A 17,403-nucleotide genomic window follows, 5' to 3' on the forward strand; every position below is an offset into this window, starting at 1 on the left:
TCAGCCGCGAACCCGGAAACGGTCCACTTCACGGCTCAGGCCAGCTGCCACGCTCTCCAGGTCGCGTGCGGTGGTGGCCAGGTTGGAGACCACTTCACGCTGATCGCTGTTGGCGTGAGCAATGCTTTGCAGGTTGCTGCTCAACAACGTGGCGGTGTCACTTTGTTCCTGGGTCGCGGTAGCGATGGCTGCAAACTGCTGCCCTGCCATGCGGCTTTGCTCGTCGATCCGGGACAGGGCATCAGCGACCCTGGCATTGCGGGACAGGCCTTCCTGCATCAGCTGGTTGCCCTGTTCCATGGTATGGATCGCTTGGCCAGTCTGCTGCTGGATGCTGGCAATCATGGTGGAGATTTCATCCGTGGCCTGGCGCGTACGCGAAGCCAGGCTACGCACTTCGTCTGCCACCACGGCAAAGCCTCGGCCCTGCTCACCCGCACGTGCCGCTTCGATCGCAGCATTAAGCGCCAGCAGGTTGGTCTGTTCGGCAATGGACGTGATCACACCAACGATTCCGCCAATTTCCTGGGACCGCTGCCCCAGGGTGTCGATGACCTTTGCCGTGTCGCCCAAGGCGCCAGCGATCTGCTCCAGCGAGGAAGAGGCTTGTTCCATGGAAGCGCGACCCGTGCGGGTGTGCTCGGCATTCTGCTGGGCCACGCGCTCGGTTTCGCTCATGTTGTCCGCGATGTTCAACGACGTGGCACTGAATTCTTCCACCGCGCCCGCCATGCTGGTGATCTCGCCACTTTGTTGCTCCATCCCTTCATACGCACCGGCAGACAGGCCTGAAAGCGCTTGCGCACGATCGCTGACCTGTTCGGATGCGACGCGGATATGGCGCACCATGGTGGCCAGTGCCTCGCCCATGTGGTTGAAGCTACGCGCCAGTTGTGCGATTTCGTCGTTCCCCGCCACCGTCAAGCGCGCTTCCAGGTCTCCGGCGCCCAACGCTTCGGCCTGGTTCACCAGGTCACCCAGCGGCTTGAGCCGGCGGCGCAGCAGGATCATCGCAGCGCCCACAGCCAGCACCGTGGCCAGCAGGCTACCCAGCATCAACTTGGTGCCCACGTTCCAGGTCACGGCACGCAGTTCTTCAAGCGGCATGCTGGCCACCACGCTCCAGGGCCCTTGGGCGAACGGTTGTGCCAATGAGTAATACTCAGCCTGGCCGTCGTTCCAGAAGTGGCCTTTACCCGTATTGCCCGCTTCACGGATGGCCGTAGCCGCCGCTTCAAGGTTCTTCACACCGGCAGGCGCCACCAGCCACTGGTTCTGCGCATCCAGCAACGCCAGGGAGCCGCTTTTCCCAATGCGGAACTGCGCCAGGTTGTCGAACTGCGCTTTCTGCGCATCGGTGTAATCGAAGCCTACGAACAGCACCGCGATCACCTTGCCAGCCCCATCACGCACGGGCGTGTACTGGGTCATGTACGAGCGGCCGAACAGGCTGGCGGCCCCTACGTAGTTCTGCCCACTCAACAGCCGCTGGTAGGCCGGGTGAGCATGGTCGAGTGCGGTGCCAATGGCACGGGTACCGTCCTGCTTGGTCAGCGAAGTGCTGATACGTACAAAATCCTCACCGCTGCGCACGAAGACCGTGGCGACACCGGCGGTCATCTTGCGAAAATCATCCACTTCCCGGAAGTCGTTGTTCAGCACTTCTTCGCCCAGCCACAAACCCGGCGTCGCCAGGTTGGCAACCGTCACAGGCTGGTCGGGGTGAAGGCTCAAGCCTGCACTGAAGCGGGACTCGAACAGGCCGCTCAAACGCTGGGTACTCTCACGCAGGGTATTGTGGAACGTATCGAGCTGGTCAGACAGCAGCCGTGCCTCACTGGCCATGTGTTCCTGCCGTGTGGTCAGGTTGGCCTGGTCCAACGAGCGCAGGGCAAAAACGGTACTTCCGCTGATTACCACAACAAGTACAAGCGCAATCGCAATACCAAGTTGTCGGGCAATAAAGGCACGTGGTTGTTTCATTTCAGCTCCTGTTGGAAGTGCCAGCTTTGCCGGTCTCGATCGCTTCCAAGGGTATAGACAAAGGTCGTATGGATCCCTTGCCGCCGGATCCCTGTCATGACTTCGGCGGGGCAGGCGCATACTTGAGCGTCGGGCAGGGTTATTTGCTCAAGAGGCTAGCGAAGCAACGTGACCGCAGGTAGCTTCATGCCGGCGGCTTCGCTACGAAGAAATTCGCTGAGCCGGTGGACACGCTCACTGCCGGGCCGCGTGCCAGGCCACACCAGATAATAGCTCTCACCGCTGGCCACTGCCGTGGGCCAAGGCAAACTGAGACGACCGGCAGCTACGTCCTCGGCCACCATCAACAGATCCCCGATGGACACGCCATAGCCACGAGCCGCGGCGATCATGCCCAGCTCCAAGGTATCGAACACCTGCCCTCCCCGAATAGAAACCTTGTGGTCCAGCCCGGTACGCCGTAGCCAGCTGCGCCAGTCGCGCCGGTCCGGTGTGGGGTGCAGCAGTTCGGCATTGGCCAGTTGATCGGCAGTCCACGGCACCTGGGCTTGGAGCTCAGGCCCACCGACGGGAATCAGCAGCTCATCGAATAGCCACGTGGCCTCCCAATCAGAAGGAAATGTTCCATTGCTCAGCAACACGGCGCAGTCGAAGGGCTCCAGGTTGAAGTCCACGTCGTCGATATCCATCCAGGCACTGGTGAGCTGTACGTCGTTGCCACTTTGCAAATGACGAAAACGGCTCAGGCGGGCCAGCAGCCAGCGCATGGTCAGGGTTGACGGGGCCTTCATGCGCAAAATGCCATCTTCCCCGATAAGCGTGGCGCAGGCGCGCTCCAAGGAGGAAAAGCCTTCACGCACACCCGGGAGCAGCAGACGGCCAGATTCACTCAGGACCAGGCTGCGCCCTGCCCGCACGAACAGCTTGCAAGCGAAGTGTTCTTCCAAAGTGCGTACGTGACGGCTTACTGCGCTTTGGGTAATAGCCAACTCTTCGGCAGCGCGGGTGAACGAACTGTAGCGGGCGGCCGCTTCAAAGGCTCGCAACGCGTATAGCGGGGGAAGGCGACGGATCATGGGAGGGTCGGGCTCAGACAGCCAAAGGCGGTTTCAGGCTATAGGTTCAGTTGCCAAAGCAAAAGCCAGCATGATTAAAACTCATGTCATCGATCGCTATTATCCTTTTGTAGGCGAAGCCAGCAAGGCGCAGAATCACCGGCTGATTACAGTCGGATCCGTGTTTTCCCATGCCGCTTACTACCCGCTCTGAACTCAAAGCCCTGTTACGCCTGGCCGGCCCGCTGATTGCCTCCCAGTTGGCACACATGCTGATGATCCTGACCGATACCATCATGATGGCGCGTATCGGCCCTCAAGCCCTGGCAGGCGGTAGCCTGGGGGCAGCCAGCTACTCGTTCGTGTCCATTTTCTGCGTGGGTGTCATGGCTGCGGTAGGTACACTGGTTTCCATTCGCCAGGGCGCGGGAGACACGGCCGGAGTGACACGGCTGACCCAGGCAGGTTTGTGGCTGGCCTGGGGCCTGGCGATAGCCGCAGGCCTACTGCTGTGGAACCTGCCACCGGTGTTGCTCCGCCTCGGGCAAACACCGGAAAACGTGGCAGCTGCCAGTGAATTTCTCAAAGTACTGGCATTCGCCCTGCCCGGCTCGCTCAGCTTCATGGCACTGCGCGGTTTTACCAGTGCGGTAGGCAAGGCAACGCCGGTCATGGTGATCAGCATTGCGGGCACATTGCTGAACCTGGTGCTCAACCTGGCCATACTCAATGGCACCTTTGGCCTGCCGCCGCTGGGGCTTGCAGGCATTGGCATGGTCACGGCAACAGTGGCTACCGCCATGGGCCTGGCGCTGGCGTTTTATATCAATTGCAACCAAGGCTACGCGGCTTACCCCTTCCTCAATGGCCTGTCCCGGCCGTGTGGCGAGGCACTAAAAGAGTTATGGCGGCTGGGCCTCCCCATCGGCGGCACCTACGCCGTAGAGGTAGGGCTCTTTGCCTTCGCGGCCCTGTGCATGGGCAACATGGGGCAAACTCAACTGGGCGCGCACCAGATTGCGCTGCAGGTCGTGTCCGTGGCGTTCATGGTCCCTGCCGGGCTTTCCTACGCGGTAACGTTGCGCATTGGGCGCCATTATGGCGCGGGCCAACTGGGCCAGGTCCACAAGGCGGGTCGCTTGGGTATTGGTTTTGGGGCCATCATCATGCTCAGCTTTTCACTGGTGTTGTGGCTGGTGCCTGGCAAGCTGGTGGGTTTGTTTATTGACGGCTCAGACCCAGCCTTCATTGCCATTTTCCAATTGGCCATGCAGTTGCTGGCAGTGGCGGCCTGGTTCGAGTTGTTCGACGGCGTACAAACCATAGCCATGGGTGCCATTCGCGGCCTGAAGGACGCCCGCCTCACCTTTCTGGTGGGCCTTGCATGCTACTGGCTAGTAGGTGCGCCTGCTGCCTGGCTACTAGCGTTTCACTTCGGCCATGGCGCTGTGGGCGTATGGTGGGGGCTGGCGCTAGGGCTGGCCTGCGCGGCCGTCTGCCTGACACTGGCCTTCGAAGCCAAGGTGAAACGATTGAAGCCACCGCTTGTGCAGGCCGGAGCTGGCAGCGAACCCCTTTGACTGCCTAGCGCAGGCGGGCATCGCTGTGCCGGTTCAGGCCGGTTTGCAAGTAGGCCAGCAAGGGGCTCAAGGGCATGGGCCGGCTGATCAGAAAGCCTTGCGCCTGATCGCACCCGTAGGCCCTCAGCTCGTTAAGCTGTTCGGCAGTTTCCACACCTTCGGCCACAACCTCCAGGTGGAGGTTGTGGGCTAGGTTGACCATGGCCCGCACCAGTTGCCGGCTTTCGGCCCGCTCGTTCATGTGCGCGACAAAGCTGCGATCTATCTTCAATAGCGCAATAGGCAAGCTGCTGAGGTGTACGAAGGAGGAAAAACCGGTGCCAAAATCGTCCAGCGAGAAACGTACGCCCAGCTGGCGCAGTGCGTCCATGGTATGACGCACTTGGTCGTTACGGCGCATCACCGCTGTTTCCGTTAGCTCGAACTCAAGCCAGCTGGCATCGATTCCGCGGTCATTGATCAGGCGGCTGAGCGTGCCCAGCAACTGGCTGTCCTGGAACTGCCTGAACGACAGGTTGACTGCCATGTGCAAGGGCGCAACGCCCGCCTGCCGCAAGGCCTGCATGTCTTCAAGCGCACGGGCGAGCACCCAGTAGCCTAGGGGTACAATCAGCCCGCTCTGCTCGGCCAGCGGCACGAACTCGCTGGGGGCCAATAGCCCTCGCTCGGCATGGCGCCAGCGCACGAGGGCCTCAAGCCCTACGATTCGGCCGTTACCCAGGTCCAGCCGTGGCTGGTAATGCATCTCCAGCTCATCCCTGCGCAGTGCACGGCGGAGTTCACTTTCCAGGTCTACCTTGTTGCGTGCCTGGCGGTTGGCCTGCTCGTTGAAGACATGAAACGTACAACCCTGGATACTTTTTGCCTGGCGCATGGCCATGTGCGCATGCCACATCAGCGGGTCGGGGTCTGTACGTTGCCGGCCATGGGCGATGCCCAGGCTGCAGCCGATCAACAGGCTTTCCCCCTCTATCCAGTAGGGGTCTGCCAAGGCTTCGGTGATCTGCTCGGCCAGGCGCTCGGCGCGCGAGGGGTCGCGCTGCGTATCGATCAGCAAGGCAAACTCGTCACCGCCCAGCCGAGCCAATTGGTCACCCGGCGCAAGCTGCGCCTTGAGCCTTGCCACCACCTGGCGTATCAGCCCGTCCCCGGCTTGATAGCCCAGGCAATCGTTGGCATGGCGGAAGTTATCCAGGTCCAGGTGGCCAAGGGCCAGGCCGCGGCCGTCGCCGCTTGCCAGCCGGGCGGCCAACATGGCAAGAAAGCCCTGGCGGTTGGCGATGCCGGTGAGGGTATCCTCCTCCGCCAAGCGCTGCAACGTGCTCTGCAAAAGGTTACGCTCCTGCACATGGCGCAAGCAACGCCGTAACGCACTGGCGTCCAGGCCCTGCATCACAAGCCAGTCGCTTGCCCCGGCAGGCGGCTCTCCTGGCTCGGCTTCTAGCAGCAATACCTGGGGCCAACCGCACCGGCCTGCAGCAGGCTGGCACTCCGGCGTGGCCAATACCACCAGCAGGCCGGCTTCAGCGGTGACGGTTTCAAGGTCCCAGGGTGGCCCCCACGTGGTTGCCCGTGCCAGCGTCCATGGCCCCCCCAGCGTATCGAGGCAACTGCGCAACGCAGCCTCCCACGCATCCTGTTGCGAGATCAACAGCAACCGCAAGGGTTCGGTGAGCGTGGACAAGCGAGCTCCTTATGAGCGTGAAGACACTTAACGCAGGGGTAGCACGGGGATGCCCCCTGGAGATGATAATGATTTTCGCTGACACATACGCCACGATCTGCGTCATGGCTGTAAGCAGTGCTACGGCCACGACGTAAAAGTATCAAAATATATAGAAAATCTCAGGGGGTCGAGAGACGGTCGCGGCAGATCACGCACGCCCTGCTAAAATGCGCGACCTTTTTTCGGCAAACCTATCTGGAATTCATGTCTCGGCTCAACCCCAGGCAACAAGAAGCAGTGAACTACGTAGGCGGCCCGCTGCTGGTGCTCGCTGGCGCAGGCTCGGGCAAGACCAGCGTTATTACCCGCAAAATTGCCTACCTGGTGCAACAGTGCGGCGTGCGCGCTCAATACATCGTGGCCGTGACCTTTACCAACAAGGCGGCGCGCGAAATGAAGGAGCGCGTGACCAGCCTGTTGCGCGGCAGCGAAGGCCGCGGGCTTACCGTGTCAACCTTCCACAACCTGGGGTTGAATATCATCCGTAAGGAGTACGCCCGGCTAGGCTACAAACCAGGCTTTTCGATCTTCGATGAAAGCGATATCAAGGCGCTGCTCACGGATATCATGCAAAAAGAGTACGCCGGGGACGACGGCGCTGACGAAATCAAGCACATGATCGGCGGCTGGAAGAACGACCTGATCCTTCCGCCACAGGCACTCGAAGAGGCCCGCAACCCCCGTGAACAAACGGCGGCTATCGTGTACGCCGCCTACCAGCGCACGCTCAAGGCCTACAATGCACTGGATTTCGACGACCTGATCCTGCTACCGGTCAAGCTGTTCCAGGAGCATGCCGATATTCTGGAGAAGTGGCAGAACCGCGTGCGTTATCTGCTGGTTGACGAGTACCAGGACACCAACGCGAGCCAATACCTGTTGGTCAAACAACTAATTGGCACACGCAACCAGTTCACCGTAGTAGGCGATGACGATCAGTCCATTTATGCCTGGCGCGGTGCTCGGCCGGAAAACCTCATGCTGCTCAAGGAGGATTACCCCTCCCTGAAAGTCGTGATGCTGGAGCAGAACTACCGCTCCACCAGTCGTATTCTGCGATGCGCCAACACGCTGATCGCCAATAACCCTCACGCGTTCGAGAAGCAGTTGTGGAGCGAAATGGGCCACGGCGATGAAATCCGTGTGATTCGCTGCAAGAACGAAGACGCCGAAGCCGAGCGCGTCGCAATGGAAATCCTCACATTGCACCTGCGTACCGACCGCCCCTACCGGGATTTCGCCATCCTGTACCGTGGCAACTACCAGGCCAAACTGATCGAGCTCAAGCTTCAGCACCACCAGGTGCCCTATCGGTTGTCAGGCGGTACAAGCTTCTTTGCCCGCCAGGAAGTGAAAGACTTGATGTCCTACTTCCGCCTGTTGGTGAACCCGGACGACGACAACGCGTACCTGCGCGTGATCAACGTACCGCGCCGGGAAATCGGCTCAACCACCCTGGAAAAGCTTGGCAACTATGCCACCCAGCGCAATACCTCCATGTACGAGGCCAGCGCCGAGCTGGGCCTGGGCGAGCACCTGGACAGCCGTTTCGTAGACCGCCTGCAGCGCTTCAAGCGCTGGATGGATGGCGTGCGCCAGCAGGTATCCCAAGACGACCCCATCGCCGCACTCAAGGCCATGGTGGCAGACATCGACTATGAAAACTGGATTCGCCAGAACAGTTCCAGTGACAAGGCTGCGGACTACCGCATCGGGAACGTGGCCTTTCTGATCGAAGCCCTGAAGAATACCTTGGACAAGGATGAAGACGGCGGCATGACGATTGAGGATGCCATCGGTAAACTGGTGCTGCGTGACATGCTCGAACGCCAGCAGGAGGAAGAGGAAGGTGCTGATGGCGTGCAGATGATGACGCTGCACGCATCCAAGGGCCTGGAATTCCCCTACGTGTTCATCATGGGCATGGAGGAGGAAATTCTCCCTCACCGCTCCAGCATCGAGGCCGATACCATCGAAGAAGAGCGTCGGCTGGCGTACGTGGGCATCACCCGCGCACGTCAAAACCTAGCCTTCACCTTCGCCGCCAAGCGCAAGCAGTACGGTGAAGTCATCGACTGCGCACCTAGCCGTTTCCTTGACGAACTTCCCGCCGACGACCTGGCTTGGGAAGGTTTGCAAGACACCCCCGTGGAGGTGAAAGCCGCCCGGGGCAACCATGCATTGGCCGATATCCGCGCCATGCTCAAGCGCTGACCCAAGGAGCCCTCGTGGAAGCCCTGCATAACAAGATCCGTGAAGAAGGCATTGTATTGTCCGACCAGGTACTGAAGGTCGATGCCTTCCTCAACCATCAGATCGACCCCGCACTGATGCAGGCCATTGGCGAAGAATTCGCCCGCCGTTTCGGCGGCTTGGGTATCAACAAGATCGTCACCATCGAAGCGTCCGGCATTGCGCCCGCCGTGATGACCGGGCTATGCCTGGGTGTACCAGTGATCTTTGCCCGCAAGCATGCGTCGCTCACTTTGACTGAGCACTTGCTCACTGCTTCGGTGTATTCGTTCACCAAGCAAACCGAGAGCACCGTGGCCATTTCACCTCGGCACCTGCAGAAAGGCGACAAGGTGTTGATCATTGACGACTTCCTGGCCAATGGCCGGGCATCGCAGGCGTTGATTTCCATCATTCACCAGGCCGAGGCAGAAGTAGTTGGCCTGGGTATCGTGATTGAAAAGTCGTTCCAGACCGGCCGCGCGCAGCTTGAAGAACAAGGCTATCGCGTGGAGTCATTGGCGCGTGTTGCTTCGCTGGCCGGAGGCGAGGTGAGTTTTCTACCCAGCTGATCTCAGCGTGACGAGTCGATACTCACCAACGTGCCATCGATAAACTTCAGCTGGTAAGTCGCGCCATTGCGAGGCCCGTACACCCAGTGTTCAATGGTAGCCGCCTGGGCAAGCCGGGGACCATCAGCGGCCAGCGCTGCTGGGATCACTTCACGGTGCACGGGTGGGCCGCATTTTTTCTGCACGGCATAGGTGGACGCACCCTCGGATACAAGTGCCGTGCCACAGCGCAGGTCGGCCTGGGCCAAGCTTTGAACGCCTAGAACGACGTATCCTGCCATGAGCAGGCGCCGGGCATGCCTTGAAAACAGCGGTGTGTTCATGGGTGATACTTTTAAAAAGGTTACAGTCGGGTCGCCTGCAGCCCTGCCAGCAACAGCCGTTGCTCAAGCTGTTCACGCAGGCCTGAAGGCGCGTCCAGGCGCATGCGCGCCAGTTCCTCAGGGTACAACGAGGCGTCAGGCGCCTCCAGTGCAGCACGCCCAAGGTCCAGCAGTTCGGTGAAATGGAACTTGCTTTTTACCCAATTCAACGCTCGCAGCAGGTCCTTCTCGGTGGCGGTGAAATCGCTGCCCAACGGGTATTCGGGGAATACGTGAGGCTGCCGGGCACGGATGTCTTCCAGCCACTGCGGCGTATTATCGGTAAAACGTTGGTCCAGGCGAAAGTCGCGAGGCAACTTGCCTGCCATTTGCGCCTGGTCCAGCAGGGCGGGTTGGAAGCGCGAGTCAGCGATGTTCAACAACGCTTCTATCACCTGCGCATCGCTTTTGCCGCGCAGGTCTGCAATGCCGTACTCCGTGATCACGATATCGCGCAAATGCCGAGGAATCGTGCACTGCCCCTGCTCCCAGACAATGTTCGACGTTACCGTTCCCCCACTTTCGCGCCAACTGCGCAGCAGGAGAATGGAGCGAGCACCCTCCAGTTCGTGCCCCTGCACCACAAAATCGAACTGCCCGCCTACGCCGCTGAGTACACGCCCATCGGGCAACTGATCGGACGCCGCAGCGCCTAGCAGATTGACACTCAGCCCGGTGTTCATGAACCGTGCATGAACACGTTGCTGGCGCTTGAGTGTTTCGTCGCCATACAGCTTGTTTACGTAGCTGATGGCGGTCATGGCAAAGCGCGCCCGGGCCTCCATGGGCATTTCCCGCAAACGGGCATAGAACGACGAAGGCCCTAGGAAAAAGCCGCCGTGCAGCACCGCGCCTTCCGTGTCCAGTACAGGGTCGGGCCCTTCCGGCCCACCCAGCACACGGCGGCGCAGTATGCCTGCGTCGGCCAACACCAGCAGGCCGTTCACGAACATTTCGCTGCACCCGTACAGGCCTGTTGCGAAGGGCGCCAGCCCTCCTTCCTGGTGGATCAAGTCAGCCCACTGGCCCGTCTGGGCTTCATCGACCAGCGTACGGTACGCTGGGTTGTCGGCTTGCCGGGTAAGCAATGCAGCCGTGATCGCGTCGCCCAATGCGCCAATACCAATCTGTAGCGTGCCGCCATCCTGGACCAGGGTACTGGCGTGCAGGCCGATGAAATGCTCGCGAATACCTACTGGTTGATTAGGGGTGGAGAACAGCGTGCTGTGCTCGGGTGTATCAATCAGCAGGTCGAATTGCTCCCGGGGTAACTCGGCATCGCCAGGCATGTAAGGCAGGTCGGCATGTACCTGGCCCAGCACCAGAATGGCTTGGCCTTCCCAGCGCCGACGCTCCAGCATGGGTAGCAGGTCAAGGGTGATGTCAGGGTTGCAGCTCACGCTGAGAAAGCCTGAGCGTTCGGAGGCTTCGGCCACCAGCTGTGCAACCAGATTGATACCCTGGGCGTTGATATCCCGTGCCGCATGGCTGTAATTGCTGCTGACGTAGGCCTGCTGAGCCTGCTGGCTGCTCCCCGTAGCACCGGCCTGCATGAAAAACTGTTCGATGCGCACATTAGGCGGCAACGCATCGGCAGCCAGGTCTGCTACGAAGTCCAGTTCCAGGTAGTCGCCATACACGCGCTCGATGAAAGGCTCCAGGAAGCGGCGTTGCAGGCCATCGCCCAAAGACGGGCGGGTCAGGCACAGGGCGGTATAGACCGTGAGTTGCCGTTCAGGCAGTGCCTTGATGCGGGCGTACAGTGCATTCACGAAGCGGTTCGGCTTGCCAAGGCCCAGGGGAAGACCCAACCGGACATGTGCGGGCAGGCGTTCCAGCACCACATCAACCGCACGTTCCAGGCTTACCACTTCAGTCATCACAACCTCCCTTTCGGATGCTTTGGTGATTATGACCGCAGGGTGGCGGAATGTTTCGGTATTGCTGACGTAAGCACGGGGTGCCCGCTCAAACTAAGGGCCATGCCCACTACAGCATCCTGTGGGACCGGTTGCAGCCGAAGGCGCAGGCCGGGAACCCGCTGGAGTCTTTTGCTGCAGCTTCTAGAAATTCGCGGGCGTGGCTGCGCTGATCAGCCGTGCCGGAACATCGTAGGGGTTGCGGAAGCGATGCGGGCGCGAGCTCTCAAAGTAATAGCTGTCGCCGGCTTCCAGTACGAATGTGTCCAGGCCAACAACCAGCTCTAACCGGCCTTCAAGAAGAATGCCCGTTTCCTCGCCATCGTGGGTGAGCATTTCTTCGCCCGTGTCAGCGCCGGGTGGGTAGATTTCCGAAAGGAAGGCGATGGCCCGGCTGGAATGGCCACGCCCTACCAGCTTCATGGTGACTTCACCGTCCGAAATGTCGATCAGCTCATGGGCTTTGTACACAATTTGCGCAGAGCTTTCGGGCGCCAATTCTTCGGAAAAGAATTCCACCATCGACATGGGGATGCCACTTAACACCTTTCGCAGTGAACTGATCGAAGGGCTTACGCTGTTTTTCTCGATCATCGAGATGGTGCTGTTGGTCACCCCCGCACGTTTGGCCAGCTCCCGCTGGGACAGGCCTTTGAGCTTGCGGATGGCTTGCAATCGTTCACCGACGTCCAATGGCGGGACCCTCCCCGGGGTATCTGCTGGAAATAATGAACAGCATGATGGCAACAGCGTTCAGTATTTACAACAGCCGTACCAGACCAAGGGCTTGAGTGCGGGCTATTCGCTGTACACCAAGGGTACACGCTTGAGGTTGCAGAACAGCTGGTAAGGGATGGTGTTGGCCCATGTTGCCACTTCGCTAGCTAGCACTTGGCGGCCCCATAACTCCACTTGGCTACCAACCGTCGCCTCGGGCACATCTGTGAGATCAATGCATAGCATGTCCATGGACACCCGCCCCAGCAACTGGCTGCGCTTGCCAGCCACCACTACAGGTGTTCCGGTTGGCGCATGCCGCGGATAGCCATCGGCGTACCCCATGGCCACTACGCCCACCCGCATGGGCCGGTCTGTTACGAAATGCTGCCCATACCCGATGGGTTCACCTGCCGGTAGCTCGCGCACACTGATCACCCGTGACTCCAGAGTCATGACAGGCTTGAGCGCATCGGCATTGGCCTGGGCGTGCTCAAAGGGCGTGGCACCGTACAGCATGATACCGGGCCGCACCCAATCGCTTTGCACCTGGGGCCAACCCAATACCGCTGGGGAATTGCGCAGGCTTGTTTCAGCCTGTAGCCCTTCGATGGCTTGGGTAAACTGCGCCACCTGCTCCAGGCTGCGGAGGTTGTCCAGCTCGTCGGCGCTGGAGAAATGGCTCATCAGCACCACTTTCGCGACCTTGCCGGTGGCCAGCAGGCGCTGATAGGCCTGAGCATATTCAGCAGGGCTTACACCGACGCGGTGCATGCCCGAGTCCATTTTCAACCAGACGGTCAAAGGCCCCTGCAGCACCGCCTGCTCGATAATGTCGACCTGCCACAGCGCATGCACTACACACCACAGGCGATGCTCGACAATAAGCGGTAGCTCACTGGCCTCGAAAAACCCCTCAAGCAAAAGAATAGGCGCCTGAAGGCCTGCTTCGCGCAGCGCCAGTGCTTCTTCAATACAGGCCACGGCAAAACCGTCGGCGCTGTCTTCCAATGCTTGCGCGCACTGTACTGCGCCATGGCCATACGCATCGGCTTTGATCACGGCCAAGGCACGGGCGCCCGCCAGCTCGCGAGCAAACTGGTAATTGTCACGTAGGGCTTGAAGGTCGATGAGGGCACGGGCGGGGCGCATGGAAGTGCTCGTTCAAGGTTAAAACACAATAAAAAACCCGGCTGCTTCATAAGCAGGCCGGGCGAGGAAGCATTACTTAAGGGCAGCGGTAACCGACAACTCTACGAGAATGCCCGGCTCGCACAGCTTGGCTTCTACAGTGGCACGGGCCGGTGCTACGCCCTTGGGTAGCCATTGGTCCCAAACGGCGTTCATGCCTTCAAAGTGGGCATCAATGTCTTTCAGGTAAATGGTGACTGACAGCAAATGTTCCTTGCTAGAGCCTGCCAGGTCGAGCAAGCGCTCAATACTGCCCAAGGTTTCCCGGGTCTGCTGCTCGATGCTGGCGCTCAAATCATCGCCAACCTGCCCTGCCAGATACACCACGCCATTGTGGGTGACAATCTGGCTCATGCGCTCATTGGTGAGCTGGCGCTGGATGACCATGCCGGGCGTTCTCCTGTGAATGGGTGTAGCGGGATATATCAAGGCCTTGGGCGCTGATCTGGGGTTTCTTACGTGCCATCAGGTCCGCTAGCAAGCGGCCAGAGCCGCAGGCCATGGTCCAACCCAGGGTGCCGTGGCCGGTATTAAGGAACAGGTTGCGTAGGGCGGTGCCGCCTACGATAGGCGTGCCGTCCGGCGTTGTAGGGCGCAGGCCGGTCCAGAAGCTGGCTTGAGCCAAGTCACCGCCCCGAGGATAGAGATCATTCACGATCATCTCCAGCGTTTCACGTCGGCGCGGATTGAGTGACAGGTCAAACCCGGCGATTTCCGCCATGCCGCCTACACGAATCCGGTTGTCGAAACGTGTAAGGGCCACCTTGTAGGTCTCATCCAAGATAGTTGAGGCCGGCGCCATGGCAGGATCGGTAATAGGAACAGTCAACGAGTAGCCCTTGAGGGGATACACCGGTGCCTTGATACCCAGTGGCTTAAGCAGGGCTGGCGAGTAACTGCCCAGCGCCAGCACATACCGGTCGGCTGTTTCCAGCTTGCCATCTATCATCACGCCTTTAACCTCACCACCGGCCTGCACCAGGCGCTCGATGGTCTGGCCAAAGCGGAACTCGACACCCAAGGCCTGGGCCATTTGCGCCAGGCGAGTGGTAAACATCTGGCAGTCGCCGGTCTGGTCGTTGGGCAGCCGCAGCGCCCCAACCAGCAGATCGCCTGTGGCCGCCAAAGCCGGTTCCACGCGCGCGATGCCAGCACGGTCCAGCACTTCGAACGGCACGCCGGACTGCTCGAGCACCGCAATATCCTTTGCAGCGTTATCTAACTGTTCCTGCGTGCGAAACACTTGCGTAGTGCCCAGGGTGCGGCCTTCGTAGGCAATGCCTGTTTCGGCACGCAATTCATCGAGGCAATCGCGGCTGTATTCGGACAGCCGCACCATACGTTCTTTGTTGATGGCGTAGCGGCTGGCTGTGCAGTTGCGCAGCATCTGCGCCATCCACAGGTACTGGTCCAGGCTGCCGGTTGCCTTGATGGCGAGCGGCGCATGACGCTGGGCAAGCCAGGACAGGGCCTTGAGTGGAATGCCAGGGGCGGCCCAAGGCGACGCGTAGCCTGGAGACACTTGGCCCGCATTGGCAAAGCTGGTTTCCATGGCTACCGCCGGCTGGCGGTCTACCACCACCACCTCGAACCCTTGCCGGGCAAGGTAATACGCCGTGGTTGTGCCAATGACACCGCTGCCCAACACCAGAACTCGCATGTTCAACTCCTGGAACGCGGGCAGCCCGCAGTCCGACTGTATAGGTGGCGAAATAGCGGCAGTATAAGGAGTCAAAACCAGTGCTATTCACTGTATACGAGGCTATATTTGGAGGGAATTCTCGGCAGAATCGGCTTTTTCGGAGGGGCATCACCTATGCGCACCCAGCACCAGACCAAACGTGAGCTGGACAGGATCGATCGCAATATCCTGAGGTTGCTCCAGGCTGACGGGCGCTTGTCCTTTACCGAGCTGGGCGAAAAGGTGGGGCTGTCGACCACGCCTTGCACGGAACGCGTACGGCGCCTGGAGCGCGAAGGCATCATCATGGGCTACTACGCGCGCCTCAACCCACAGCACCTCAAAGGCAGCCTGCTGGTATTTGTAGAGATTAGCCTGGATTACAAGTCGGGTGACACCTTCGAGGAATTCCGCAGGGCCGTACTCAAGTTGCCGCACGTACTGGAATGCCATTTGGTGTCTGGCGACTTCGATTACCTGGTCAAAGCCCGTATTTCGGAAATGGCGTCCTATCGCAAATTGCTGGGCGACATTCTGCTGAAGCTGCCCCATGTGCGCGAATCAAAAAGCTACATCGTGATGGAAGAAGTAAAAGAAAGCCTCACCTTGCCAGTGCCTGACTGAATTCGCCGCCCGCGCGGCAAGCTGTTAAATTTAGCTAACACCCCTTCCACAGGACGTTCTCATGGTTGCCATGGCCCAGCGTGCACCTTACTCGCCAGCACATGTTGCTTCGTACTATGCCGCCAGTTGCCAGCCTCATACGGCGTACCCTGCGTTGCAGGGCGAGGTGAATGTCGATGTCTGTATCGTTGGGGGTGGCTTCAGTGGCCTGAACACGGCCATTGAGCTGGCCGAGCGCGGCCTGAGCGTAGCCGTGCTGGAGGCCCGGCTCATAGGCTGGGGCGCCTCGGGGCGCAACGGCGGCCAGCTGATTCGAGGCGTGGGCCACGATGTGGACCAGTTTGCGCCTGTGCTGGGGCACGAAGGCGTGCTTTCACTCAAGCACATGGGCCTTGAAGCGGTCGAAATCGTCCGCCAGCGCGTGGAGAAGTACGCTGTCGCTTGTGACCTGACTTGGGGCTACTGCGACCTGGCCAACAAACCTGCCCAGCTCGAAGCGTTTGCCGCTGATATTGCCGAGCTGCGGAGCCTGGGCTATCGCCATGCCATGGAACTGATCACACCGCACCAGTTGCCCAGCGTAGTCGGCTCAGACCGTTATAAAGGTGGGCTGGTGGACATGGGGTCAGGCCATTTGCATCCCCTGAACCTGGCCCTGGGCGAAGCGGCCGTGGCGCAGCAGCTGGGCGTGCAGGTGTTCGAACAATCACCGGTAACACGGATCGACTATGGCCCGAAGGTGAAGGTGCACGCCCAGGGTGGCACGGTATGCGCCAATACACTGGTGTTGGCCTGCAACGCTTACCTCAATGACCTGAACCCGGAACTGGGCGGTAAGGTGTTGCCAGCGGGCAGCTATGTGATCGCGACCGAGCCTCTGCCAGAGGCCTTGGCCCATGAACTACTGCCCCGGAATATGGCGGCCTGCGACCAACAGGTGACCGTGGATTACTTCCGGCTGTCTGCAGACCGCCGCCTGCTGTTCGGGGGCGCTTGCCATTACTCAGGTCGCGACCCACGGGACATCGCGGCCTACATGCGGCCAAAGATGCTCAAGGTGTTCCCTCAATTGCACAGCACTCGGATCGACTATCAATGGGCTGGCATGATCGGCATTGGCGCCAACCGCTTGCCCCAGATAGGCCGGCTGCACAGCCATCCCAATGTGTATTACGCACAGGCCTATGCCGGCCATGGGCTCAACGCCACGCACCTGGCCGGCCGCTTGCTTGGCGAGGCCATTACCGGCCAGGTAGGAGGCGGCTTTGACCTGTTCGCCAAGGTACCTCACATGACCTTCCCGGGCGGCAAATACCTGCGCTCCCCCCTATTGGCCATGGGCATGCTGTGGCACCGGTTGAAGGAGCTGGTATAGGGCTGGAAGCTACTTGAACGTCAAGTACGCCAAAACGGCTTCATGCCTTCCATACGCTGCTGCTGTACGGTCAATCCCACATCCGCCAGCTGTTGAGCAGACAGCCCCTGCAAGTGCTGCCTTGTCGTCCAGCGGTGCCAGAACAGGCTCCAGCGACCTATCCCCGCCGGTGCGTGAAGCGTCTGCTGCTGTGCTGATAACAACCGTATATCTGTAAAGCCATTCATGGTGCTCACCTCCGTGTATCAATGGAGAAAGCATGCCCTGATGGCGAAAACCATTACAGATTCAACTATTGGATATATTCTCCATACAGACAGGTTCATCCAGCAGCTGAATGCTGTATTTTGTCGCAATCTGTATTGTATTCATCCAAGGCTACGCTT

15 protein-coding genes are annotated in these 17,403 nt (G+C 59.9%); 5 read left to right on the top strand and 10 right to left on the bottom strand.

What is annotated here, in order from left to right:
• Nucleotides 1–1,983, bottom strand: coding sequence for a methyl-accepting chemotaxis protein (locus ACSAMW_RS14345; RefSeq protein WP_500590863.1), 1,983 nt, complete (start codon nt 1,981–1,983; stop codon nt 1–3).
• Between the two features lie 155 nt (nt 1,984–2,138).
• Nucleotides 2,139–3,059: a LysR substrate-binding domain-containing protein gene (locus ACSAMW_RS14350; RefSeq protein WP_500590864.1), complete on the bottom strand. Its 921-nt coding sequence runs from the start codon at nt 3,057–3,059 to the stop codon at nt 2,139–2,141.
• A gap of 170 nt (nt 3,060–3,229) precedes the next feature.
• Here ACSAMW_RS14350 and ACSAMW_RS14355 point away from each other — a divergent pair, with 170 nt between their 5' ends.
• The gene (locus ACSAMW_RS14355; RefSeq protein WP_500590865.1) at nt 3,230–4,618 is read left to right on the top strand and encodes a NorM family multidrug efflux MATE transporter; all 1,389 of its coding nucleotides are present in this window, start codon (nt 3,230–3,232) and stop codon (nt 4,616–4,618) included.
• Between the two features lie 4 nt (nt 4,619–4,622).
• Here ACSAMW_RS14355 and ACSAMW_RS14360 read toward each other — a convergent pair whose 3' ends face one another.
• The gene (locus ACSAMW_RS14360) at nt 4,623–6,302 is read right to left on the bottom strand and encodes a putative bifunctional diguanylate cyclase/phosphodiesterase (protein WP_500590866.1); all 1,680 of its coding nucleotides are present in this window, start codon (nt 6,300–6,302) and stop codon (nt 4,623–4,625) included.
• 246 nt (nt 6,303–6,548) lie between these two features.
• On the opposite strand from ACSAMW_RS14360, the gene rep reads away from it, so the two are divergent.
• Both rep and ACSAMW_RS14370 read left to right on the top strand, forming a co-directional pair.
• Nucleotides 6,549–8,558, top strand: a complete 2,010-nt coding sequence (gene rep, locus ACSAMW_RS14365; RefSeq protein WP_500590867.1) for a DNA helicase Rep — start codon at nt 6,549–6,551, stop codon at nt 8,556–8,558.
• Nucleotides 8,559–8,572: 14 nt separating this feature from the next.
• Nucleotides 8,573–9,148, top strand: coding sequence for a xanthine phosphoribosyltransferase (locus ACSAMW_RS14370; protein WP_500590868.1), 576 nt, complete (start codon nt 8,573–8,575; stop codon nt 9,146–9,148).
• Nucleotides 9,149–9,150: 2 nt separating this feature from the next.
• Here the strand turns inward: ACSAMW_RS14370 and ACSAMW_RS14375 are convergent, their stop codons facing one another.
• The 6 genes from ACSAMW_RS14375 to dadA all read right to left on the bottom strand — a co-directional run bounded on the left by ACSAMW_RS14375 (nt 9,151) and on the right by dadA (nt 14,997).
• Complete coding sequence (locus ACSAMW_RS14375) at nt 9,151–9,471, bottom strand: DUF2845 domain-containing protein (RefSeq protein WP_500590869.1); 321 nt, start codon at nt 9,469–9,471, stop codon at nt 9,151–9,153.
• 20 nt (nt 9,472–9,491) lie between these two features.
• A complete protein-coding gene (locus tag ACSAMW_RS14380; RefSeq protein ID WP_500590870.1) occupies nt 9,492–11,390 on the bottom strand; it encodes an acetyl-CoA hydrolase/transferase C-terminal domain-containing protein in 1,899 nt (632 codons plus the stop codon).
• A 183-nt stretch (nt 11,391–11,573) separates the two neighbouring features.
• On the bottom strand, nt 11,574–12,122 hold the full coding sequence (locus ACSAMW_RS14385; protein WP_168083397.1) for a cupin domain-containing protein: 549 nt from the start codon (nt 12,120–12,122) through the stop codon (nt 11,574–11,576).
• Between the two features lie 105 nt (nt 12,123–12,227).
• Nucleotides 12,228–13,298, bottom strand: coding sequence for an alanine racemase (gene alr / locus ACSAMW_RS14390; RefSeq protein WP_500590871.1), 1,071 nt, complete (start codon nt 13,296–13,298; stop codon nt 12,228–12,230).
• 72 nt (nt 13,299–13,370) lie between these two features.
• Nucleotides 13,371–13,724: a RidA family protein gene (locus ACSAMW_RS14395; RefSeq protein WP_500590872.1), complete on the bottom strand. Its 354-nt coding sequence runs from the start codon at nt 13,722–13,724 to the stop codon at nt 13,371–13,373.
• Nucleotides 13,696–14,997 carry a D-amino acid dehydrogenase gene (gene dadA / locus ACSAMW_RS14400; protein WP_500590873.1) on the bottom strand — a complete coding sequence of 434 codons (1,302 nt, stop codon included), beginning with the start codon at nt 14,995–14,997 and terminating at the stop codon, nt 13,696–13,698. The genes ACSAMW_RS14395 and dadA overlap by 29 nt, the downstream gene beginning before the upstream one ends.
• A gap of 156 nt (nt 14,998–15,153) precedes the next feature.
• Between dadA and ACSAMW_RS14405 the strand changes: the two genes are divergently transcribed.
• Nucleotides 15,154–15,642, top strand: coding sequence for an Lrp/AsnC ligand binding domain-containing protein (locus tag ACSAMW_RS14405; RefSeq protein ID WP_263261910.1), 489 nt, complete (start codon nt 15,154–15,156; stop codon nt 15,640–15,642).
• Between the two features lie 61 nt (nt 15,643–15,703).
• A complete protein-coding gene (locus ACSAMW_RS14410; protein WP_500590874.1) occupies nt 15,704–17,017 on the top strand; it encodes an NAD(P)/FAD-dependent oxidoreductase in 1,314 nt (437 codons plus the stop codon).
• A gap of 20 nt (nt 17,018–17,037) precedes the next feature.
• On the opposite strand, the gene ACSAMW_RS14415 is transcribed toward ACSAMW_RS14410, so the two are convergent.
• Complete coding sequence (locus ACSAMW_RS14415; protein ID WP_500590875.1) at nt 17,038–17,244, bottom strand: DUF1127 domain-containing protein; 207 nt, start codon at nt 17,242–17,244, stop codon at nt 17,038–17,040.
• Between the last annotated feature and the right edge of the window lie 159 nt (nt 17,245–17,403).

Source organism: Pseudomonas sp. AB39(2026), assembly GCF_059831485.1.